At 70.7% G+C, this 20,744-nt stretch carries 23 protein-coding genes; 15 read left to right on the top strand and 8 right to left on the bottom strand.

Translation table 11 applies throughout. The features are described 5' to 3' along the window. Positions 1 to 58 precede the first annotated feature (58 nt). From A5756_RS14130 to A5756_RS14120, 3 genes are read left to right on the top strand one after another with little or no spacing between them, the layout of a single operon-like run. A complete protein-coding gene (locus A5756_RS14130) occupies positions 59 to 1,207 on the top strand; it encodes an 8-amino-7-oxononanoate synthase (protein WP_066953243.1) in 1,149 nt (382 codons plus the stop codon). Further along, a complete protein-coding gene (gene bioD, locus A5756_RS14125; RefSeq protein WP_066953241.1) occupies positions 1,204 to 1,884 on the top strand; it encodes a dethiobiotin synthase in 681 nt (226 codons plus the stop codon). Before A5756_RS14130 ends, bioD begins: the two co-directional genes overlap by 4 nt. Next, positions 1,884 to 2,393, top strand: coding sequence for a 2'-5' RNA ligase family protein (locus A5756_RS14120; RefSeq protein ID WP_066953239.1), 510 nt, complete (start codon positions 1,884 to 1,886; stop codon positions 2,391 to 2,393). The genes bioD and A5756_RS14120 overlap by 1 nt, the downstream gene beginning before the upstream one ends. Here the strand turns inward: A5756_RS14120 and A5756_RS14115 are convergent. The 4 genes from A5756_RS14115 to A5756_RS26255 all read right to left on the bottom strand — a co-directional run bounded on the left by A5756_RS14115 (position 2,390) and on the right by A5756_RS26255 (position 6,225). Further along, a complete protein-coding gene (locus tag A5756_RS14115) occupies positions 2,390 to 3,754 on the bottom strand; it encodes a hypothetical protein (RefSeq protein WP_066953237.1) in 1,365 nt (454 codons plus the stop codon). The two genes, A5756_RS14120 and A5756_RS14115, sit on opposite strands and share 4 nt — an antisense overlap. Beyond that, on the bottom strand, positions 3,751 to 4,119 hold the full coding sequence (locus tag A5756_RS14110; RefSeq protein WP_066953235.1) for a hypothetical protein: 369 nt from the start codon (positions 4,117 to 4,119) through the stop codon (positions 3,751 to 3,753). The genes A5756_RS14115 and A5756_RS14110 overlap by 4 nt, the downstream gene beginning before the upstream one ends. A gap of 3 nt (positions 4,120 to 4,122) precedes the next feature. Continuing rightward, positions 4,123 to 5,967, bottom strand: a complete 1,845-nt coding sequence (locus tag A5756_RS14105; protein ID WP_066953233.1) for a hypothetical protein — start codon at positions 5,965 to 5,967, stop codon at positions 4,123 to 4,125. An 84-nt stretch (positions 5,968 to 6,051) separates the two neighbouring features. Then, entirely contained in the window at positions 6,052 to 6,225 is a 174-nt protein-coding gene (locus A5756_RS26255) for a hypothetical protein (RefSeq protein WP_197505776.1), read from the bottom strand. A gap of 130 nt (positions 6,226 to 6,355) precedes the next feature. Here A5756_RS26255 and bioB point away from each other — a divergent pair, with 130 nt between their 5' ends. The 3 genes from bioB to A5756_RS14090 are packed head-to-tail and all read left to right on the top strand — an operon-like array spanning position 6,356 to position 8,303. Beyond that, the gene (gene bioB, locus A5756_RS14100; protein WP_066953231.1) at positions 6,356 to 7,390 is read left to right on the top strand and encodes a biotin synthase BioB; all 1,035 of its coding nucleotides are present in this window, start codon (positions 6,356 to 6,358) and stop codon (positions 7,388 to 7,390) included. A gap of 14 nt (positions 7,391 to 7,404) precedes the next feature. Then, entirely contained in the window at positions 7,405 to 7,632 is a 228-nt protein-coding gene (locus A5756_RS14095; RefSeq protein WP_066953229.1) for a hypothetical protein, read from the top strand. 17 nt (positions 7,633 to 7,649) lie between these two features. Beyond that, positions 7,650 to 8,303 carry a DUF2567 domain-containing protein gene (locus A5756_RS14090; protein ID WP_197505405.1) on the top strand — a complete coding sequence of 218 codons (654 nt, stop codon included), beginning with the start codon at positions 7,650 to 7,652 and terminating at the stop codon, positions 8,301 to 8,303. Here the strand turns inward: A5756_RS14090 and A5756_RS14085 are convergent. After that, positions 8,298 to 9,638, bottom strand: a complete 1,341-nt coding sequence (locus A5756_RS14085) for a lipase family protein (RefSeq protein ID WP_066953225.1) — start codon at positions 9,636 to 9,638, stop codon at positions 8,298 to 8,300. The genes A5756_RS14090 and A5756_RS14085 overlap by 6 nt on opposite strands. A gap of 161 nt (positions 9,639 to 9,799) precedes the next feature. After that, positions 9,800 to 10,516: an NUDIX domain-containing protein gene (locus A5756_RS14080; RefSeq protein WP_066953223.1), complete on the bottom strand. Its 717-nt coding sequence runs from the start codon at positions 10,514 to 10,516 to the stop codon at positions 9,800 to 9,802. Positions 10,517 to 10,562: 46 nt separating this feature from the next. Here A5756_RS14080 and nadA point away from each other — a divergent pair, with 46 nt between their 5' ends. From nadA to nadC, 3 genes are read left to right on the top strand one after another with little or no spacing between them, the layout of a single operon-like run. Beyond that, the gene (gene nadA / locus A5756_RS14075) at positions 10,563 to 11,612 is read left to right on the top strand and encodes a quinolinate synthase NadA (protein WP_066953221.1); all 1,050 of its coding nucleotides are present in this window, start codon (positions 10,563 to 10,565) and stop codon (positions 11,610 to 11,612) included. Beyond that, positions 11,609 to 13,183 carry an L-aspartate oxidase gene (locus A5756_RS14070; protein WP_066953220.1) on the top strand — a complete coding sequence of 525 codons (1,575 nt, stop codon included), beginning with the start codon at positions 11,609 to 11,611 and terminating at the stop codon, positions 13,181 to 13,183. The genes nadA and A5756_RS14070 overlap by 4 nt, the downstream gene beginning before the upstream one ends. Then, the gene (gene nadC, locus A5756_RS14065; protein WP_066953218.1) at positions 13,183 to 14,034 is read left to right on the top strand and encodes a carboxylating nicotinate-nucleotide diphosphorylase; all 852 of its coding nucleotides are present in this window, start codon (positions 13,183 to 13,185) and stop codon (positions 14,032 to 14,034) included. The genes A5756_RS14070 and nadC overlap by 1 nt, the downstream gene beginning before the upstream one ends. A 5-nt stretch (positions 14,035 to 14,039) precedes the next feature. On the opposite strand, the gene A5756_RS14060 is transcribed toward nadC, so the two are convergent. After that, on the bottom strand, positions 14,040 to 14,606 hold the full coding sequence (locus A5756_RS14060; protein ID WP_066953216.1) for a TetR/AcrR family transcriptional regulator: 567 nt from the start codon (positions 14,604 to 14,606) through the stop codon (positions 14,040 to 14,042). Between the two features lie 40 nt (positions 14,607 to 14,646). Between A5756_RS14060 and A5756_RS14055 the strand changes: the two genes are divergently transcribed. Beyond that, on the top strand, positions 14,647 to 15,675 hold the full coding sequence (locus A5756_RS14055; protein WP_066953214.1) for a zinc-binding dehydrogenase: 1,029 nt from the start codon (positions 14,647 to 14,649) through the stop codon (positions 15,673 to 15,675). Positions 15,676 to 15,763: 88 nt separating this feature from the next. On the opposite strand, the gene A5756_RS14050 is transcribed toward A5756_RS14055, so the two are convergent. Then, on the bottom strand, positions 15,764 to 16,186 hold the full coding sequence (locus tag A5756_RS14050; protein ID WP_066953212.1) for a nitroreductase family deazaflavin-dependent oxidoreductase: 423 nt from the start codon (positions 16,184 to 16,186) through the stop codon (positions 15,764 to 15,766). A gap of 115 nt (positions 16,187 to 16,301) precedes the next feature. On the opposite strand from A5756_RS14050, the gene hisD reads away from it, so the two are divergent. From hisD to priA, 5 genes are read left to right on the top strand one after another with little or no spacing between them, the layout of a single operon-like run. Next, complete coding sequence (gene hisD, locus A5756_RS14045; protein WP_156659521.1) at positions 16,302 to 17,618, top strand: histidinol dehydrogenase; 1,317 nt, start codon at positions 16,302 to 16,304, stop codon at positions 17,616 to 17,618. Beyond that, positions 17,615 to 18,745, top strand: a complete 1,131-nt coding sequence (locus A5756_RS14040; protein WP_066953208.1) for a histidinol-phosphate transaminase — start codon at positions 17,615 to 17,617, stop codon at positions 18,743 to 18,745. Before hisD ends, A5756_RS14040 begins: the two co-directional genes overlap by 4 nt. Continuing rightward, entirely contained in the window at positions 18,742 to 19,362 is a 621-nt protein-coding gene (gene hisB / locus A5756_RS14035; RefSeq protein WP_066953206.1) for an imidazoleglycerol-phosphate dehydratase HisB, read from the top strand. The genes A5756_RS14040 and hisB overlap by 4 nt, the downstream gene beginning before the upstream one ends. After that, a complete protein-coding gene (hisH, locus tag A5756_RS14030) occupies positions 19,359 to 19,979 on the top strand; it encodes an imidazole glycerol phosphate synthase subunit HisH (RefSeq protein WP_066953204.1) in 621 nt (206 codons plus the stop codon). Before hisB ends, hisH begins: the two co-directional genes overlap by 4 nt. Before the next feature lie 20 nt (positions 19,980 to 19,999). After that, a complete protein-coding gene (gene priA / locus A5756_RS14025; RefSeq protein WP_066953202.1) occupies positions 20,000 to 20,743 on the top strand; it encodes a bifunctional 1-(5-phosphoribosyl)-5-((5-phosphoribosylamino)methylideneamino)imidazole-4-carboxamide isomerase/phosphoribosylanthranilate isomerase PriA in 744 nt (247 codons plus the stop codon). Position 20,744: the final 1 nt, after the last annotated feature.

The following is a 20,744-nucleotide window of genomic DNA, read 5'->3' as shown; positions in this document are numbered from 1 at the left end:
TGGCGACCCCGAGCGCCCGGCTTCGCCGCGCTGACGATCGCCACTAGGCTGATCCCCGATGAGGGCACCGATCGATACTTCCCCGCTGGCCTGGCTCGACGCGGTGGAAAGTGAGCGTCGCGAGGCCGGGCTGCGCCGGTCGTTGCGGCCGCGGCCCGCCGTCGCCACCGAGCTGGACTTGGCGTCCAACGACTACCTCGGGCTGTCCCAGCACCCCGACGTGATCGAGGGCGGCGTCGCGGCGCTGCGCATGTGGGGCGCCGGCTCCACCGGTTCCCGCTTGGTCACCGGCGACACCGAACTGCACCAGCAATTCGAGTCCGAGCTCGCCGAATACGTCGGCGCCGCATCGGGATTGCTGTTCTCGTCGGGATACGCGGCCAACCTGGGCGCGGTCGTCGGCCTGTCGGGCCGGGGCGCGTTGCTGGTGTCCGACGCGCTTTCGCACGCCTCGCTGGTCGACGCCTGCCGGCTGTCGCGGTCCCGGGTGGTGGTCACGCCGCATCGCGACATCGATGCCGTGGAGACCGCCCTCGCCGCACGCGACGAGGGGCGCGCCGTCGTCATCACCGAGTCGGTGTTCAGCGCCGACGGCGCCTTGGCGCCGCTGCGGGAGCTGCACGAGGTCTGTCGCCGGCACCGCGCGCTGCTGATCGTCGACGAGGCCCACGGCCTGGGCGTGCGCGGGGGAGGGCGCGGGCTGCTGCACGAGCTCGGGCTGGCGGGCGCCCCCGACGTGGTGCTCACCACGACGCTGTCCAAGGCGCTGGGCAGTCAGGGCGGAGTGGTGCTCGGGCCCGCGGCCGTGCGGGCCCACCTGATCGACGCGGCACGCACGTTCATCTTCGACACTGGCCTGGCGCCTGCGGCGGTCGGCGCCGCGCGGGCCGCGCTGAGCGTGCTGCGGGCCGAACCGTGGCGACCCGAGGCGGTGTTGCGGCACGCCCGGATCCTGGCCGAGGTGTGCGACGTGCCCGAGATCCCGCAGTCGGCGGTGGTGTCGGTGGTCCTGGGGAACCCGGAGGTGGCCCTGGCCGCCGCGACCGCCTGCCTGGACGCCGGCGTGAAGGTGGGCTGCTTCCGGCCCCCGACCGTGCCGGCCGGGACCTCCCGGCTGCGGCTGACCGCGCGCGCGTCGCTGGATTCCGCCGAACTCGAGATCGCCCGGCGGGTGCTCACGGACGTGCTTGCTGTGACGCGCCGTTGACCGTCCTGGTCGTCACGGGGACGGGAACCGGGGTCGGCAAGACCATCGTCACCGCCGCGCTGGCCTGTCACGCGCGTCAGGCAGGCATCGACGTGGCGGTATGCAAACCGGTCCAGACCGGCACCGACACCGGCGACGACGACCTTGCCGAGGTCGCCCGGTTGTCCGGCGTGACCGAGTTGGCCGGGCTGGCCCGCTACCCGCAACCGCTGGCACCGGCCGCCGCCGCCGAGCTGGCCGGCGCCGCGCTGCCCACCGGCGACCACGTGCTGCGGCTCATCGCCGGCCTGGACCGCCCGGGCCGGCTTACGCTGGTCGAAGGGGCCGGCGGGCTGCTCGTCGAGCTCGCCGCCGCGGGCGTCACCCTGCGCGATCTGGCCGTCGAGACGGGTGCCGCGGCGCTGGTCGCGGTGACCGCGGAATTGGGCACCCTCAACCACACCGCGCTGACGCTGGAATCGCTTGCCGCCCATGATGTCCCGTGCGCAGGGCTGGTCATCGGCAGCTGGCCGGCGCGCCCCGGGCCGGTCGAGACTTCGAATCGCTCCGCCCTGGACCGGCTGGGTCAGGTGCGGGCCGCGCTGCCGGCGGGGGCCGGATCGATGGACGCCGCGCGGTTCGCGGCCATGAGCGCCGCGGCGTTCGACCGCGACTGGGTCACCGCGCTGGTCGGCTGATGGTGCATTCCATCGAGCTGCTCTTCGACGGCGACACCGAGGCGACGATCCGCGGGCTTTGGGACGCGCTGGCCGGCGCCGGGATTCCCAGTCAGGCGCCGGCCGGGCGGCCGCACGTCACGCTCGCGGTGGCCGACCGCATCGCCGAGGAGGCCGACGCCGCGCTCCGGCCGCTGACCGACCGGCTGCCGCTGGGCTGCGCCGTCGGCGCGTCGTTGCTGCTCGGGCGGTCCAACGCGATCCTGGCCCGGCTCATCGTCCCGACGGCGGAGCTGCTGGATTTCCACGCGGAGGTGCACCGGCGGTGCGGCGAGCACCTGGCCCCCGCGCCGGCCCCCACCAGCCTGCCCGGCCAGTGGACGCCGCACGTCACGCTGGCCCGGCGCGTCGGCGGACCGGCGCTGGGCCGGGCGCTGCGGATCGCGGGGCGGCCCACCCTCGTCGAGGGGAGCTTCGCCGGTTTGCGGCACTGGAACGGCGAGAAGAAGGTCGACTACCTGATCGGCTAGCCGCCGAACAGCAGGTACAGGCCGGTGAAGGTGTAGCCGACCATGACCAGCATCATGGTCAGCTGGCCGGTGAGCTGATGGCCGCTCGGCAGCAGCCGCAGGGCCTTGTCGTGGGCCGCGATCACCGCGACGATGTGGCCGGTGACCACGCAGGCCACCTTGATCCCGGCCAGCACCGGCGGGTGGGCGGACAACACGTAGGCCACCTGCTGGTGCGCCAAGCCCAGCAAATTCCAGCCGCGGCCGAACGGGTCGGCCAGCGCCAGCATGGCCTGCTGTCCGCGCTCGACGAGGTAGGTCAGGTAGTGGGCGAAGATGTAGCCCACCACGATCGGGATCAGGGAATGCGCCATCTGGCCGGGCAGGGCGCCCCGCTGCTCTCGGTCCACGCCGCCCGTCGCGCGCGCGGCGAGCGAAAAGGTAACCGCCACAACAGAAATGAACACCACCAGCCCGAGGGTGCGCAGCAGCGACGACGCCAGCGTCGGCGGCAGGCCGACGTCGTGAGACAGCCCGTCGGCGAAGCCGCGCCACGTCGGGGACGACGAGAAACTGTCGAACGCCGTGGACCCGAGCAACACCGCGAGTAGCACGACCACCCCGGGCCGCACCGGCAGCGACGGCAAATGGTCGAGCGGATTCCCGATGACGATCTTCCCGCTCTGCGGGTTGCGGCGAAACGGGGACAGGCGAGACACCGCCATGCTGTACACGCCGAACGGGTCGGCGCGGGCCAGCCAGCGCTGGCCGCACAGCCAGGCGCCCGCCAGCATGGCCACGGCATACCCACCCAGCCACGCGCGCACCCAGGGCAGCGACGCCGGGTTCGGGCTGGCCAGCTCTATCCAGACGAACGCGAACAGGCCCAGCGCGGCCGGCCGGTAGCCCCACCGTTCGGGATAGGGCCGCCGCGGTCGGTGCAGGCGCTCGGGTGTGGCCCGTCGCAGCAACAGGTAGACCGTCCGCATCGGGGAGATGACCCGCCAAACGGGCCCAATCGCCAGTGACACCGCCACCAACCCGACCCACAGCAGCACGTAAAACACGCCCAGCAGGGCATTGGTCTCCGACTGCGGGCCCCACACCCCGGCCGCCACCGCCCACGCGGCGAACACCAGCGCCAGCCCGGCGGCCGTCCACCGCGTCGCCGGGGCGTCAACCAGCGCGGTCACCGCCGCGGGCAGTGGGCGGCCGGGCTTGAGCGGATCGAACCGCGGCCGCCGCCAGGCGAAGGCGACCAGCGCGAAGGTGAACGTCAGGGCCCACGCCGCGCCGACCATCGCGTACATGTACGGCACCGGAAGGTCGCCGGATCCGCCGAGCCCGTGCGCGAGCACCACGGTCGCGCCGCCGCCGGTCACGGTTGGACTTGGACGGTCGCAATCGTGCGGTCCAGGTGGTGCAACTCCACCTCGACGTTGCCGGGCACGTCGGCGCTGAACTGGAACGTCTGGTTTGGCGCGGCCGCCACCTGGAACTTGTGGTCGGGCGTCGAGTGCACGTGCAGCTCGTCGGCGGCGTCACTGGTCACCTTCACCGTGATCGGCTGGTGCACCTTGGCCTGCAGGGCGGCATTGGTGGGAGTCACCTGCCCCTTGGCGATGGTGACATCGATCGTCGGGCCCGCGCCGGCGGGCTGCGACTGGTTATGCGAACCGCCGCAAGCGATCAACGCCCACGCCAGCGCCGCCACCCACGCCGCGCTCAGGGTGCTACGGATCGTCATCGATCACGCCGCCTGGGGGGTGCCCGGCACGGTGTGCTTCTCTTCCTTCGGCCGCTTGGGCAGGGTGTCGTAGTTGTTGATCCGGCCGGCGCCCCAGGTCAAGGCGCTGATCACCATCAGCGTCAGGAACAGCACGACGATCCCCCCGGCGGTGAACAACCAGGCGGGCGCGCTCTGGTCGCGTTCGCGCTGCAGGATGGTGACCTCCAGGACGAACGGCCGCGTGCTGGTCGCGAGCGCGGGGACCTCGGGCGCCGGGATGGCGTCGTCGGCCGGCTCGTAGATCGGCACGGCCGTCATCGTGCGGCCGTCCTGCACCCGCAACAGCGTCTTCCAGTCTCCCCACACCGGGACCGGCTGGGTGGACCGGTAGTGCCCCGGCCCGACCTTGGCGAGCTTGTCGATCATCAGGCCACGGTCGTTCTGCATCCGCCCCTGCCAGGACAGGATCGTCAGCCAGTCCGGGTGGTCACTGACCATGGTCGTCGGGGAGATCATCACGTCGGCCGACACCATGCGTTGCCCCGCGGGGCTGGGGAGATCCGTCAACGTCACCGTGGCGGTGTTCTGTCCCGGCACGAGGATGTGCAGGCCGTTGGCCACCGCGATGCCGATCACCACCACCGCCGCCGCCACCACCGAGATGCCGACCCCGCGGCTTGGCAGGCGCCGGCCGGTGAGGACCAGGCCGAACAGCGCGCCGCAAACCCCGGTCAGCGCCGCGACGGGCACCGACATCGCCAGCGCCTCGCCCCACATGCTGGTCGGCCACGGGTAGTGGTACACGGCCCCGATCCACAGCGATTCCAGCCACAGCCCCACCGTGGCGACCGCGAGGCCGGAGACGGCGCCGAAGGCCACCGGACGCTTGATCAACGGGGTCAGCGCCACCAGCTCGACGACCAGCGCGGGACCCAGGTACAGCGGGAACCAGTTGATCGGAGCGCCCAGGATAGGGCCGACCAGCACCGCAACCGCACCGCGCAGCGCGATGGCGAACAGCGCCGCGATGATCGCGGCACCGCGTCCCATCGTCATGCGGGCGGCGACAGCCGCCAGCGCGGACGCCGCGGCAATCAGCATCGGCTGAAACACCAGCCGGAACTGCGGAACCCCGAAGTCGAACTCGATCTGGTAGACGGACAGGCCGATGAACAGCCCGCCGAAGGACAGGTAACGCAGGAAGGTGATGAAGGCGCCGTGGGTTACCTCGTCGCCGTCGTGCGCCTCACCTTCACGCTCCAGCATCAGCACCGAGAACAGCGAGAAACACGCACCGCCGATCATCATCAAATGTGTTGGGCCCCAGAGGGTTACGTCTTGCCCAAAGATGCGGTGCCAGATGTCGTCGAGCGGGAACCCGATCATCGCGTACATCCCGCAGCCCGCCATCAGCAGGCCGCCGACGGGCGCGTGCCAGTTGCGGGTGATCCGCACCGACGCGGGGCCCGGCTTGTCGAACGGCAGCACCACCGAGACCATGCCGGCGACGAAGATTCCGAACAGCCCGATGATGATGAAGTAGTGCGCGGGGTTGGCCAAGGGGCCGGGGTCGCGCCCGTTGCCGATGTGCCAGCTGACGTCCCAGATGAATCCGAACAGCGCGCAGATGATGAACGTCGTGAAGATGAGGACCGGAAGCGCCACCCAATTGGGCCGGTGGAACTTCTCGCCCAGCTTGTCGGCGACCCGGGTCAACCACTCGATCCGATGGGTGCGGTGGGCATAACCGACCCAGAGCATGACCGCGGCGATCACTACCGCCGCGACCGACAGCCCGATCACCTGGTTCAGGCCGGCGCCGCGCGCCGGTGCCTCGGCAACGAAAGTGAGTTCCGCCGATTTCATCGTCAAACCCTCCCAACAGCGCCCGACCGCCTGGCGGGCTGTGATCCAGCTCGCAGGAAGCGGAATGCCCAAATCGGCGGCCGGTCAATCACCGATTTCGTCGTTGCGCTGCCCGGCCTCCTCCTGGTCGCCGGGGGAGCGGCGGTCCTTGAGCGCGACGTAGAGGATCGCCCCGACGACGATGATCGCCGGCAAGAAGGCCGGGATCGCCAGCAGGATCATGTGGTGAGCCACGTACGCGACGTGCGGATCGGTCATTCTGGTGAGATACCCCGGCGGACGGCATGTTCTGCGGCCGTTACCCTACTTTGAACACTTTTATTCAAGCTGCCACCACCGTGGGCAGGGGGGCCGCGTGCGCGGCCACCGATGATGCAGGGGAGTACGGGTGACTCAAGCGGCAACTCGACCGGCCACCGGCGCCAACGACGCAGACATCCTGGCGGTCGCCCGCGAACAGGTACTCGAGCGCGGCGAGGGACTGAGTCGCGAGCAGGTGCTGCGGGTGCTGCAACTGCCCGACGACCGGCTCGACGACCTGCTGGCGCTGGCCCACGAGGTCCGGATGCGCTGGTGCGGGCCCGAGGTCGAGGTCGAGGGCATCATCAGCCTGAAGACCGGCGGTTGCCCGGAGGATTGTCATTTCTGCTCGCAATCGGGGTTGTTCGCCTCGCCGGTGCGCAGCGCCCGGCTGGACATTCCCAGCCTGGTCGAGGCCGCCAAGCAAACCGCAAAGTCGGGTGCCACCGAGTTCTGCATCGTGGCCGCCGTCCGTGGGCCCGATGAGCGGTTGATGGCCCAGGTCGCGGCCGGCATCGAGGCGATCCGCAATGAGGTCGAGATCAACATCGCCTGCTCGCTGGGGATGCTGACCACCGAGCAGGTCGAGCAGTTGTCGGCGATGGGTGTGCACCGCTACAACCACAACCTGGAGACCGCCCGCTCGTTCTTCACCAACGTGGTGACCACCCACACCTGGGAAGAGCGCTGGCAGACCCTGTCGATGGTGCGCGATGCCGGCATGGAGGTGTGCTGCGGCGGCATCCTGGGCATGGGCGAGACGCTCGAGCAGCGCGCGGAGTTCGCCGCCGAACTGGCCGAGCTCGGGCCCGACGAGGTGCCGTTGAACTTCCTCAACCCGCGTCCCGGCACGCCGTTCGGTGACCTGGAGGTGCTGCCGGTGGCCGAGGCGCTGAAGTCGGTGGCCGCCTTCCGCCTGGCCTTGCCGCGCGCGATGCTGCGGTTCGCCGGGGGCCGCGAGATCACCCTGGGCGACCTGGGCGCCAAGCAGGGCATCCTGGGCGGCATCAACGCGGTGATCGTCGGGAACTATCTGACTACCCTCGGCCGCCCGGCCGAGGCCGACCTGGAACTGCTCGACGACCTACAGATGCCTATCAAGGCGCTCAACGCCACCCTGTAGGAAACTTGGCGACTGTGGTTCGGGATCTGGGCGCTCCGGTCAGCGCCGGCGTCTACAACGTCTACACCGGGGAATTGGGCGGCACCGTGGTGCCGACAGCGGCACAGTTGGGCCTCGAGCCGCCCCGGTTCTGTGCGGAATGCGGACGCCGGATGATCGTGCAGGTCCGACCCGACGGCTGGCGGGCGCAATGCTCGCGGCACGGTCAGGTCGACTCCGTCGAGCTGGAGACCCAGCGATGACCGAGCCCGTGACGCCCATGGAAGGACGGGACACGCCGCCGGCCGCAATCGCCCCGCGTAAGCCGCCGGTGCGCGCCATCGCCATCGCCGGGCTGGGGTCCGCGGCGGCCGGTGTGCTGGTCGGTGGGCTGTGGGCGTGGATCGCCCCGCCGATCCATGCCGTGGTGGCGCTCACGCGGGCGGGTGAACGGGTCCACGACTATCTCGGCACCGAGTCCGAGCACTTCTTCGACGCGCCGTGCCTGATGCTGGGGCTGCTGACCGTGCTGGCCGTCGTGGCGCCCGTGCTCGGGTGGCAGTGGCGCGAGCACCGCGGGCCGGGGATGGTCGTCGCGCTGTCCACCGGCCTGTTGACCGCTGCCGCGGCCGCGACGGCCACCGGGGCCGCGCTGGTCCGGATCAGCTACGGCGCATTGAACTTCGACGCGGTGCCGCTGTCCAAAAGCCCGTCGGTGGCGTACGTCGTCCAGGCGCCCCCGGTGTTCTTCGCCCAAAACCCGCTGCAGGTCGCGCTGACCCTGCTGTGGCCCGCCGCTATCGCCGCGCTGGTGTATGCGGTGCTGGCGGCCGCCGACGCCCGCGACGACCTGGGCGCCCGTCCGCCGGGCGGCCGGCCTTCCGATGCGCTCCCGGTGGGAGCAGGGGGTGCCGCCGAAGCGGCCGTCTCATAGCGGACGGCGGTGAATGCTCCGGCCGAAGATGACCTTGGCGGCGATCTTGGCCAGCCGGGCCATCCCGACATAGGTCATCGGATGGAACATCGTCGGCCAGGTGGTCCGGATGAGGTGCTCGGTCAGCGGGCGGCGGTCGAACCGGTCGGTGAGCCAGCGCAGCGTCATCGGCGCCGACAGCGGGTGTAGCAGCATGTGTTCGTTGAACGCGTCCCGGTGGTAGGTCACCTGGGCGCCGCCGGCCGAATAGGCGTCGGCGAGCACGTCGATGTCTTTCACGTCGATGAGGTAGTCGTGGACGGCCTGCACGATCAACACCGGTGGCGTCGGCACGGCCACGCCCAGCTTGATGTTCTCGAAGACGTGCATCACCTCGGGCGTGGACAGGATGCTCTCCAGCGGCTCGTCGAGGTAGTCGCCCATGTTTTTGCCCGCCATCCGGACGACCGCCTCCACGGTGGTCATCTTCTCGAGCGACTCGAGGAGGGCGCGCCCCTCTTCGTTGCTGTGCTCCTTGATCACCCTGTCCAGCTCGGGATAGATGTGGGCCAGCGCGGCCACCACCAGCGCGGGCAGGCCCGAAAGGAAACTGCCGTTGAGCCTGCGGAAGGTGTTGCCGAGATCCCCGACCGGTGACCCCAGTACCGCCCCGACGATGTCCAGTTCGGGCGCGTAGTCGGCGCATACCTCGGCGGCCCAGGCGCTGGCCAGCCCGCCGCCGGAGTACCCCCACAGCCCGATCGGCGCCTCCGGGGAAAGCCTGAGGCGTTCCGAACCCAGAGCGGCCCGGAGGCCGTCCAAGACGCGATAGCCGGGCTCGTACGGCGCACCCCACAGGCCCTGGAGCCCCTCGTGGTCCGGCACGGAGACGGCCCAGCCCTCGGCGACGGCGGCGGCGATCAGGAAGAGTTCGAACTGACCGATCGATCCGAGGGCCTTCGCCCGGCGCCGCAGCGCGTAGGACGGGAAGCAACGGGACGACACGGCGTCGATCGCGCACTGGTAGGACAGCAGCGGGCACGGACGTTCCGGCGCGAGCTCGGCCGGGACGATCACGGTGGTCGCCGCCGCCTCCGGCTCCCCGTTCATGTCCATCGTCCGGTAGAGCAGCTGAATGGCCTTGACCGGCTGCGGGATCAAACCCAAAAACGCCAGTTCGACGTCGCGCGAACGCAGCACCGTCCCGGGTTCGGCGTGTTGGAAGCCCAGTGGCGGCTGGTAGAACGGATCGTCCGAGGGCAGCAGCGGGCGTACCTTGCGCTGCAGTTCCTCGTGCGGCGGCCGGGCGATCCACTCCGCGCCATGCGTGCCTGCCAGATTGCCGAGCTCAGCCATTGAGGCTCCCTTCTAGGCCATCCGGCATTGTCGCGCACGAACGGCAGGTAACCAAAACGTAATCGCCGCACTGTGAGCGACTTGTTGCCGGGGCGTGCAGAGTCGGACGCGCCACTGGCATCGATTTGCGATCGCGTCACCCGAAGACGCTTTTCACAAGCCTAGCCGGGGGGCCGTAAGGCGGCGAATTCGTCGGTGATCCGCAGTCGGGAGTCGGTGAAGTGGTACAGGGCCGCCGGCCGCCCGCCGCTGCGGCCCGACTGCGCGATGGTGCCGGTCTGGCTGATCACGCCGCGGCGGACCAGCACGCGTTGCAGGTTCGTCGCATCGACTTGGTAGCCGAGCGCGGCGCCGTAGATGTCGCGGAGCGTAGAAAGCGCGAATTCCTTTGGGGCCAAGGCGAACCCGAGGTTGGTGTAGGACAGCTTGGCGATCAGCCGGGTGTGCGCGTGGGTCACCATCGGGCCGTGGTCGAAGGCCATCGGCGGCAGGCAGCTCACCGGATGCCAGCGGGTGTCCGGCGGCAGCTCGGGGGTGGCGGGGGAGGGCACCAACCCCAGGAACGTCGACGCGATCACCCGGGCACCCGGCACCCGGTCGGGGTCGGAGAACACCGCCAGCTGTTCCAGGTGCGCGAGCTCTTTGAGGTCCACCTTTTCGGCCAGCTGTCGCAGCACCGAGGTGGTCATGTCCTCGTCGTTGCGCAGCTGTCCTCCCGGCAGCGACCAGGCGCCCCGCTGCGGATCCTTGGCACGCTGCCATAACAGCACGTTAAGCTGCGGTTTTTCCGTCGGCCGGCCCTTCGTAACCTGCTCGGTGACATGGCGAACCTGGAATACGACCGCGAGCACTTCGTGGGCGGTGTTACCATGGACCATGTTTTCGATTATAAGTCGAAAACCTCCTGGGCTGAAAGGAGCCGCCGTGACGGTTATAAATCGCATGGACACGCTCGCCGAAGACATGATGGCCGACGTCACGGATTCACCGGCCGGTTACGCCGGTGTGGAAGGCAACGAGCAGTGGGCCGCCGAGATTCGCCGACTGGCGAAGCTGCGCGGCGCCACCGTGCTCGCGCACAACTACCAGCTGCCCGCGATTCAGGACGTCGCCGACCACGTCGGAGACTCACTGGCGCTGTCGCGGATCGCCGCCGAGGCGCCCGAGGACACCATCGTGTTCTGCGGGGTGCACTTCATGGCCGAGACCGCCAAGATCCTCAGCCCCGACAAGACGGTCCTAATCCCGGACCAGCGGGCCGGCTGCTCACTGGCCGACTCCATCACCCCCGACGAGCTGCGCGCCTGGCGTGACGAGCACCCCGGCGCCGTCGTCGTCTCCTACGTCAACACCACCGCCGCCGTGAAGGCGCTCACCGACATCTGCTGCACGTCGTCCAACGCGGTCGACGTGGTCGAGTCCATCGACCCCGACCGCGAGGTGCTGTTCTGCCCGGACCAGTTTCTCGGCGCCCACGTGCGCCGGGTGACCGGCCGCACGAACATGCACGTGTGGGCCGGCGAATGCCACGTGCACGCCGGGATCAACGGCGACGAGCTGTCCGAGCAGGCGCGGGCGAACCCCGACGCCGACCTCTATGTCCATCCCGAATGCGGTTGTGCCACTTCGGCGTTGTACCTCGCCGGCGAGGGCGCCTTCCCGGCGGATCGGGTGAAGATCCTGTCCACCGGCGGCATGCTCGACGCCGCGCACCAGACCCGGGCCCGCAAGGTGCTGGTCGCCACCGAGGTCGGCATGTTGCATCAGCTGCGCCGGGCCGCCCCGCAGGTCGACTTCCGCCCGGTCAACGACCGGGCGTCCTGCAAGTACATGAAGATGATCACGCCCGCGGCCCTGCTGCGCTGCCTGGTGGACGGGGCCGACGAAGTCGATGTCGACCCGGAGATCGCGGCGGCGGGCCGCCGCAGCGTGCAGCGAATGATCGAAATCGGTCAGCCGGGCGGCGGCGAATGACCGTCCGCCCCGCCTGGACCCACAGCGCCGACGTCGTCGTCATCGGTACCGGTGTCGCGGGATTGGCCGCGGCGCTGGCCGCCCATCGCGCCGGCCGCAGCGTCGTCGTGCTCAGCAAGGCCGACCAGGCGAAGGGGGGGACCGCGACCCACTACGCGCAGGGCGGCATCGCGGTGGTCTTGCCCGACAACGATGACTCGGTGGAGGCCCACGTCGCTGACACCTTGACGGCCGGCGCCGGCCTCTGCGACCCCGACGCGGTGTATTCCATCGTCGCCGACGGGTACCGGGCGGTGTCCGAATTGGTCGGTGCCGGAGCGCGATTCGACGAGGCATACCCGGGCCGCTGGGACGTGACGCGCGAGGGCGGGCACTCGCGGCGGCGGATCGTGCACGCCGGCGGCGACGCCACCGGAGCCGAGGTGCAGCGGGCGCTCGACCACGCCGCGGCCAGGCTGGACATCCGCGCCGGCCACGTGGCCCTGCGGGTGCTGCACAACGATGCCGCCGTCACCGGGGTCCTGCTGGGCAGCGTGGACGGCTACGGAATCATCAACGCGCCCGCGGTGATCCTGGCCTCCGGAGGTCTCGGGCACCTCTACGGCGCGACCACCAATCCGGAGGGCTCCACCGGTGACGGAATCGCGCTGGCACTGTGGGCCGGCGTCGCGGTCAGCGACCTGGAGTTCATCCAGTTCCACCCGACGATGCTGTTCGGCGGGAGCGGCGGGCGGCGCCCGCTGGTCACCGAGGCCATCCGCGGTGAGGGCGCGATACTCCTTGATCGGCAAGGTAATTCGGTGACGGCCGGTGTGCACCCGATGGGAGACCTGGCGCCGCGTGACGTCGTCGCCGCGGCCATCGACACCCGGCTGAAGGCCACCGGCGACCCATGCGTTTTCCTCGACGCGCGCGGCATCGACGGTTTCGCGGCCCGGTTCCCTACCGTGACCGCCGCGTGCCGCGCAGCCGGCATCGACCCCGTCCGCGAACCCATCCCGGTCGTGCCGGGGGCGCACTACAGCTGCGGCGGCGTCGTCACCGATGTGCACGGCCAGACTGAATTGCCCGGCCTGTTCGCCGCCGGCGAGGTGGCGCGCACCGGACTGCACGGTGCCAACCGGCTGGCGTCCAACAGCCTGCTGGAGGGCCTGGTGGTCGGTGGCCGCGCCGGGAAAGCCGCGGCCGCGCACGCGATGGCGGCCGGGCGCGTCAGGGCTGTCGAGCCCGAGCCCATCGCCCACACCGCCCCGGAGCGCGGCGCATTGCAGGCCGCGATGAGCCGCGACGCCTCGGTGGTGCGCGACGCCGCCGGGCTGCATCGTTTGTCCGACACGCTGTCGGGGGCGCGGGTGCGCCCCATCTCCGGCCGCCGCGACTTCGAGGATGTCGCGCTGGCCGTCGCCGCCCGCGCGGTGACGGCCGCCGCCCTGGCCCGCAACGAGAGCCGGGGCTGCCACCATCGCGCCGAATACCCGGACCCCGCACCGGAACAGGCGCGCAGCAGCATGCTGCGGCTGGCCGAGGACCAGAACTCGGTGCTGGTGGAGGCGCTGGAGGCAGTGGGCTGATGATGCTGCCCGACGAACGAAGCGCCGCTCAGGACATCATCCGGCGCGGTCTGGAAGAGGACCTGCGCTACGGCCCCGACATCACCACCCTCGCGACGGTGCCCGCCGGTGCGATGGCGACGGCGTCGATGGTGCCCCGGGAGCCGGGCGTGATCGCCGGCGTCGAGGTCGCGCTGCTGGTCCTCGACGCGGTCCTCGCCGGGGGCTACGAAGTGGTGCACAGCGTCGAGGACGGCGCCCGGCTGCAACCGGGCGAGCCGGCCCTGACCGTGCGCGCGGACGCCCGCGGCCTGCTGACCGCAGAGCGGACCATGCTTAACCTGGTCTGTCACCTTTCGGGCATCGCCACCACAACGGCGGCCTGGGTCGAGGCCGTGGACGGCACCAAGGCCAAGGTCCGCGACACCCGCAAAACCCTGCCCGGGCTGCGCGCGCTGCAGAAGTACGCGGTGCGGGTCGGCGGCGGCGTCAACCACCGGATGGGGCTCGGCGATGCGGCGCTGATCAAGGACAACCACGTGGTGGCCGCGGGCTCGGTGGTCGACGCGCTGCGGGCGGTGCGCGACGCGGCGCCGGATCTACCGTGCGAGGTGGAGGTGGACTCCCTCGAGCAGCTCGACGAGGTGCTGGGCGAAAAGCCGGAACTGGTGCTGCTGGACAACTTCCCGGTGTGGCAGACGCAGATGGCCGTGCAGCGGCGCGAGGCGCGCGCGCCGGCGGTGCTGCTCGAGTCGTCCGGCGGGCTCAGCTTGGAGAACGCCGCCACCTACGCCGCCACCGGGGTCGATTACCTGGCCGTCGGCGCGCTGACGCATTCCGTGCGCGCGCTCGACATCGGCCTGGACATGTAGGGCCCTCAGCCGCGCAGCAGCGTGCGTGCGGCGGGCTTGGCGGCGTCCAGCGCGCCCGCGTTCCCGGAGATCCGGGACAGGATCAGCGCCCCCTCGATCAACGAGATCACCGCCAGCGCAACGTCTTTGGCCTCGGCTGCGGGCCAGCCGTCGGAGCGCAGCCGCTCCTCGAGGGCCGCACACCAGCCACCGAAGGCGCGGGCCGACGCCTCGCGCACCAGCGGGCTCGCGTGCACCGACTCGGTGGCGATCGGCTCGATCGGGCAGCCGTCGCGCCGGTCGCCGGCCAGCCCCGCCGCCAGCAGGTCGATCCAGCGGTCGACGATGTCGGCCGCCGGCCGGCCCGTCGCCAGGAAGCGGCGCAGCAGTTGCTCGATGCCGGCGCCTTCGGTCTCGACGACCGCCGCGGCCAGTTGTTGCTTGCCCTGCGGAAAGTGGTGATACAGCGAACCGGGCTTGACGCCGGCCTCGTCGAGGATCTGGTTCAGGCCGGTCGCCGCGTAGCCCTGGCGGCGAAACAGCGTGGCTGCCGTATCGATCAATGCGGGGCGGCTGCGGTCGGGTCTCGGCACGCTCTTGACTTTACTTGAGTGATCACTCAAGAATGCAGAGATGAGGCAGCTGACCTACGAAGAAGCCGGGCGATACGCGTGGCGCGAGGTGCCCGAGCCGCAGCTCACCGAGCCCGGGCAGGCGCTCGTGCGGCCGCTGGCGGTGGCGTGTTGCGATCTCGACGTCGCGGTGTGCAACGGGCGGCTGCCGCTGCCGCCGGGGTACGCGGTGGGCCACGAAGGATTGGCCGAGGTCGTCGCCGTCGGCGACGACGTCAGGGGCGCCCGGGTCGGCGACCGGGTCGTGGTGCCATTTCAGATCAACTGCGGGGACTGCCGCGAATGCCGCCGCGGCGTGACCGGCTCGTGCGGCGCGGTGCCGCTGATGGCGGCCTACGGGATGGCTCCGATCGCCGGCCTGGACGGCGGCGGCTTCATGTCGGACCTGGTGCTGGTCCCGTACGCCGACGCGATGCTCGTCCCTTTTCCCGACGCCGCCGACCCAGTCGCTGTGGCCTCGCTGTCGGACAACATCCCCGACGGCTGGCGCACCGTCGGGCCGTTCAGTGCGGAACTGGACGCGCTCGATCCCGTCGATCGCCGCGTCCTGGTGCTCGGGCGGCTGTCGATCGGCCTCTACTCGGCCGCGATCGCCGCGGCGCTGGGCGCCCACGTCGATTACGTCGACACCGACCCGCAGCGGCTGGCCGCAGCCGAGAAGCTCGGCGCGGCGGTCCACGACGTCGCCAAACCCGACAAGTCTTGGGGCCCTTACCCGGTCACCGTGCACACCACCAGCGATCCCGCGTTGCTAGCGGCGACGCTGCGTGCCACCTGGCCGGACGGCGTGTGCACCGACACCGGGATCTACCCCGAATATCGGGTCGAGATGCCGTTGCTGCCGATGTACTCGCGCGGCGTGCGGTTCATCACCGGACGCGTCAGCGCGCGCACGGTCATCCCGCGGGTACTCGAGCTGCTCGCGGGCGGCCTGGACGTGTCGCCGGCCGTCGACCGCGTCGTCGCGTGGGAGGACGCCCCCTCGGCCTGGCCGACGATGACCGGTAAGACGGTCTTCACCAGGGCGTAGTCCGCCGGAGTGTGCGTTCCGGGCGGCGAGTGCGCGCCCAAACGGCGCGTCGCCGCCGTGAGCGCACGCGCGAGAGGCGCCCGGGCCTTTAGGCGATGTCGCCGACGAACACGCCGATTCGCCGCAGCTGCATGCGGGCCATCCGCGGCAGGCGTTCGGCGTCGGGACCCTCGGTGCCGGCCGGCAGAATCCGCGGGTTGGTGATGTGCACCACGCGGTTGCGGCTGAACTGCACGTCGGCCTCGCCGGCCGCCAGGACGTTCTTGGCCCAGTTCGTCTTGCCGTGGCCCAGCGCGATCGCCAGCACGTTTCCCTTGCGGTAGGGGGTGATGATCGTCTCGTACGGCGTGCCGGAGGTGCGGCCGCGGTGCTTGATGGTCGCCGTGCCGGGCAGAAAGCGGGCGATCGGCTTGACCGCCGGGTTGAAATACTTGATCTGGAAGCGCTCGAACCAGGGCGGGAACACCATCGGGACGCCCGGGGCGTTATTGGGGTGATCCTTCGCGGACATGACAACTCCCTGACTTTTGTGGGCCTAACCCGGCTTTTCAAGGGCACTGTACCGGGCGGATATCGACTTGAGTTGCTCTGGGACAATGGAGGCAATGACTACCGCTTCAGCACCCGTGATGGCCCGCATAGACCTGCGGGGCGTCGAGCTGACGGCTGCCCGATTGCGGACCGCGCTCCCGCGCGGCGGCGCCGACGTGGAGAGCGTGCTGCCCAAGGTGCGGCCGATCGTGCAGGCCGTGGCCGAGCGCGGCGCCGAGGCGGCGCTGGAGTTCGGGGCGTCGTTCGACGGCGTGCGGCCCGCGGCCGTCCGGGTGCCCGAGGAGGCTCTGGAGGCGGCGCTGGCCGGCCTGGAACCCGACGTTGTGGACGCCCTGCGGATGATGATCGAACGCACCCGCAAAGTGCACGCCGACCAGCGGCGCGCCGACGTCACCACCACGCTCGGCCCGGGCGCGACGGTCACCGAGCGGTGGGTGCCGGTCGAGCGGGTGGGCCTGTACGTGCCCGGCGGCAACGCGGTGTACCCGTCCAGCGTGGTGATGAACGTGGTGCCCGCGCAGGCCGCCGGCGTCGACTCGCTGGTGGTGGCCAGCCCGCCGCAGGCCCGCTTTGACGGCCTGCCCCATCCGACGATCCTGGCCGCCGCCCGGCTGCTCGGGGTCGACGAGGTGTGGGCGGTCGGCGGCGCGCAGGCGGTGGCGCTGCTGGCCCACGGCGGCACCGACACGGACGGCTCCGAGCTGGCGCCGGTCGACCTGATCACCGGGCCCGGCAACATCTACGTCACCGCCGCGAAGCGGCTGTGCCGCTCGCGCGTCGGCATCGACGCCGAGGCCGGGCCCACCGAGATCGCCATCCTCGCCGACCACACCGCCGACCCGGCGCATGTGGCCGCCGACCTGATCAGCCAGGCCGAACACGACGAGATGGCGGGCAGCGTTCTGGTCACCGCTAGCGAGGGCCTGGCCACCGCGACCGAAGCCGAGGTGGCCGCCCAGCTACGGACCACGGTGCATCGCGACCGGGTGACCGCGGCGCTCGGCGGCCGCCAGTCGGCGATCATCCTGGTCGACGATCTCGACGCCGGCATCCAGGTGGTCAACGCCTACGCCGCCGAGCACCTGGAGATCCAGACCGCCGACGCGCCGGAGGTCGCCGGCCGAATACGTTCGGCCGGAGCCATTTTCGTCGGCCCGTACTCGCCGGTGAGCCTCGGCGACTACTGCGCCGGATCCAATCACGTGCTGCCCACGGCGGGCTCGGCGCGCCATTCCAGCGGCCTGTCGGTGCAGACCTTCCTGCGCGGCATCCACGTCGTCGACTACACCGAGGCCGCCCTCAAGGACGTCTCGGGACACGTGGTCACGCTGGCCACGGCCGAAGACCTGCCGGCGCACGGCGAGGCGATCCGGCGGAGGTTCGAGCGATGACCGAACACCCCACGCTGGACGACCTGCCCCTGCGCGAGGACCTGCGCGGCAAATCACCTTACGGCGCACCGCAACTGGCCGTCCCGATGCGGCTGAACACCAACGAGAACCCGCACCCGCCCAGCCGGGCGCTGGTGGACGATGTGGTGCGGTCGGTGGCCGAGGCGGCCGCCGACCTGCACCGCTATCCCGATCGCGACGCGGTGGACCTGCGCCGCGATCTCGCCGGCTACCTCACGGCGCAGACCGGCGTGCAGCTCGGGCTGGAAAACATTTGGGCCGCAAACGGATCCAACGAGATCCTGCAACAGCTGCTGCAGGCATTCGGTGGGCCCGGGCGCACCGCGATCGGGTTCGCCCCGTCCTACTCGATGCACCCGATCATCGCCGGCGCCACGCGCACGGAATGGCTGGAGGGTGTCCGCGCCGACGACTTCAACCTCGACGTGGACAGGGCGGTCGCCGCCGTCGCCGAACATCAACCCGATGTGGTCTTTATCGCCAGCCCGAACAACCCGTCCGGGCAGAGCGTTTCGCTGCCGGCTCTGCGGCGGCTGCTCGACGCGGTGCCGGGAATCTTGATCGTGGACGAGGCCTACGGCGAGTTCTCCTCCGAGCCGAGTGCCGTCGGGCTGGTGCGGGAGTATCCGACCAAGCTCATCGTCACCCGCACAATGAGCAAGGCGTTCGCCTTCGCCGGCGGGCGGCTCGGCTACCTGATCGCCACGCCCGCGGTGATCGACGCGATGCTGCTGGTCCGGCTGCCGTATCACCTGTCGTCGATCACGCAGGCCGCGGCCCGGGCCGCGCTGCGACACGCCGAGGACACCCTGAGTAGCGTTGCGGCGCTGATCGCCGAACGGGAACGGGTCACAACCGCCCTGACCGGCATGGGTTTTCGCGTGATCCCCAGCGATGCGAACTTCGTGCTGTTCGGACAGTTCGCCGACGCTCCGGCCGCGTGGCAGCGCTACTTGGACGCCGGCGTCTTGATCCGCGACGTCGGGATTGCCGGCTACCTGCGGGCCACGACCGGACTGGCCCAGGAGAACGACGCGTTCCTGCGGGCCAGCGCCCAAATCGCCGCCACCGAACTGGCCCCAGCCACCCCAGTAGGAGCCCCGTGACCACTATTGCGACCCGGCGCGCGCGTATCGAGCGTCGCACCAAGGAATCCGACATCGTCATCGAGCTCGACCTCGACGGCACCGGGCAGGTCCACGTCGACACCGGCGTGCCGTTCTACGACCACATGCTGACGGCGCTGGGCACCCACGCCAGCTTCGACCTGAACGTCCGCACCAAGGGCGACGTCGAGATCGAGGGCCACCACACCATCGAGGACACCGCCATAGTGCTGGGGCAGGCGCTCGGCCAGGCCCTGGGCGACAAGCGGGGCATCCGCCGGTTCGGCGACGCTTTCATCCCGATGGACGAGACGCTGGCCCACGCCGTCGTCGACGTGTCCGGCCGGCCCTACTGCGTGCACACCGGGGAGCCGGATCACCTGCGGCACACCACCATTGCCGGCAGCTCGGTGCCCTACCACACCGTGATCAACCGGCACGTGTTCGAGTCGCTGGCCATGAACGCCCGCATCGCGCTGCACGTGCGCGTCCTGTACGGGCGCGACCCGCACCACGTCACCGAGGCGCAGTACAAGGCGGTGGCGCGAGCGTTGCGTCAGGCCGTCGAGCCCGATCCCCGGGTGTCGGACGTGCCGTCCACCAAAGGTGTTCTGTGACAAAACCATCCGTTGTCGTCCTGGATTACGGCTCGGGCAACCTACGGTCGGCCCAGCGCGCGCTCGAGCGGGCGGGTGCATCGGTCGAGGTGACCGCCGACGCCGCCGCGGCGGCCGCCGCCGACGGGCTGGTGGTGCCCGGCGTCGGGGCCTTCGAGGCCTGCATGACGGGCCTGCGCAGAGTCAAGGGGGACCGCATCATCGCCGACCGGGTCGCCGCCGGGCACCCGGTGCTGGGCGTCTGCGTGGGCATGCAGATCCTGTTCGCCAGCGGCGTCGAATTCGGTGTGCAGACAACGGGTTGCGGCCAGTGGCCGGGAGAGGTCACCCGGCTGGATGCTCCGGTGATCCCGCACATGGGCTGGAACGTCGTCGACGCCGGGGGAGGCACCACCCTGTTCAAGGGGCTGGACTCCGATACCCGCTTCTATTTCGTGCACTCCTATGCCGCGCAGCGCTGGGAGGGTCCGCCCGAGGCCGTGCTCACCTGGGCCACCCACCGGGTGCCCTTTCTGGCCGCCGTCGAGCAGGGTGCGCTGTCGGCCACCCAGTTTCACCCCGAAAAGAGCGGGGATGCGGGCGCGGCCGTGCTGCGCAACTGGATTGAGGCACTGTGACGAGCGGCTTGGGAGGGAATGTGTTGATCTTGTTGCCCGCGGTCGACGTGGTCGACGGCCGTGCCGTGCGGCTGGTCCAGGGCAAGGCGGGTAGCGAAACCGAATACGGCTCGGCACTGGACGCGGCGCTGAACTGGCAGCGCGACGGGGCGGAATGGATCCACCTGGTCGACCTGGACGCGGCGTTCGGGCGCGGCTCGAACCGCGAACTGCTGGCCGAGGTGGTCGGCAAGCTCGACGTGCAGGTCGAGCTGTCCGGGGGGATCCGTGACGACGGCTCGCTGGCCGCGGCGCTGGCCACCGGCTGCGCCCGGGTCAACCTGGGTACGGCGGCCTTGGAGAACCCCCAGTGGTGTGCCCGCGCGATCAGCGAACACGGCGACAAGGTGGCCGTGGGACTGGACGTCCAGATCGACAAAACCAGGCCGGCGGGGCAGCACCGACTGCGCGGACGCGGCTGGGAAACCGACGGCGGCGACCTGTGGGAAGTGCTGGAACGCCTTGACGGAGAAGGGTGTTCGCGGTTCGTCGTCACCGACGTCACCAAGGACGGCACGCTGGGCGGCCCCAACCTCGACCTGCTGGCCGCCGTCGCCGAGCGCACCGACGCCCCGGTGATCGCCTCCGGTGGCGTGTCGAGCCTGGACGACCTGCGCGCGATCGCCACTCTCACCGACCGCGGGGTCGAGGGCGCCATCGTGGGCAAAGCCCTCTACGCCGGGCGGTTCACCCTGCCACAGGCGCTGGCCGCGGTTGCGGGGTAGG

Origin of the sequence: Mycobacterium sp. 852002-53434_SCH5985345 (assembly GCF_001667155.1) — a bacterium.
Lineage (GTDB): Bacteria > Actinomycetota > Actinomycetes > Mycobacteriales > Mycobacteriaceae > Mycobacterium.
Note: the sequence above shows the minus strand (reverse complement) of the source record. Positions and strands in the feature narration are given on the sequence as shown.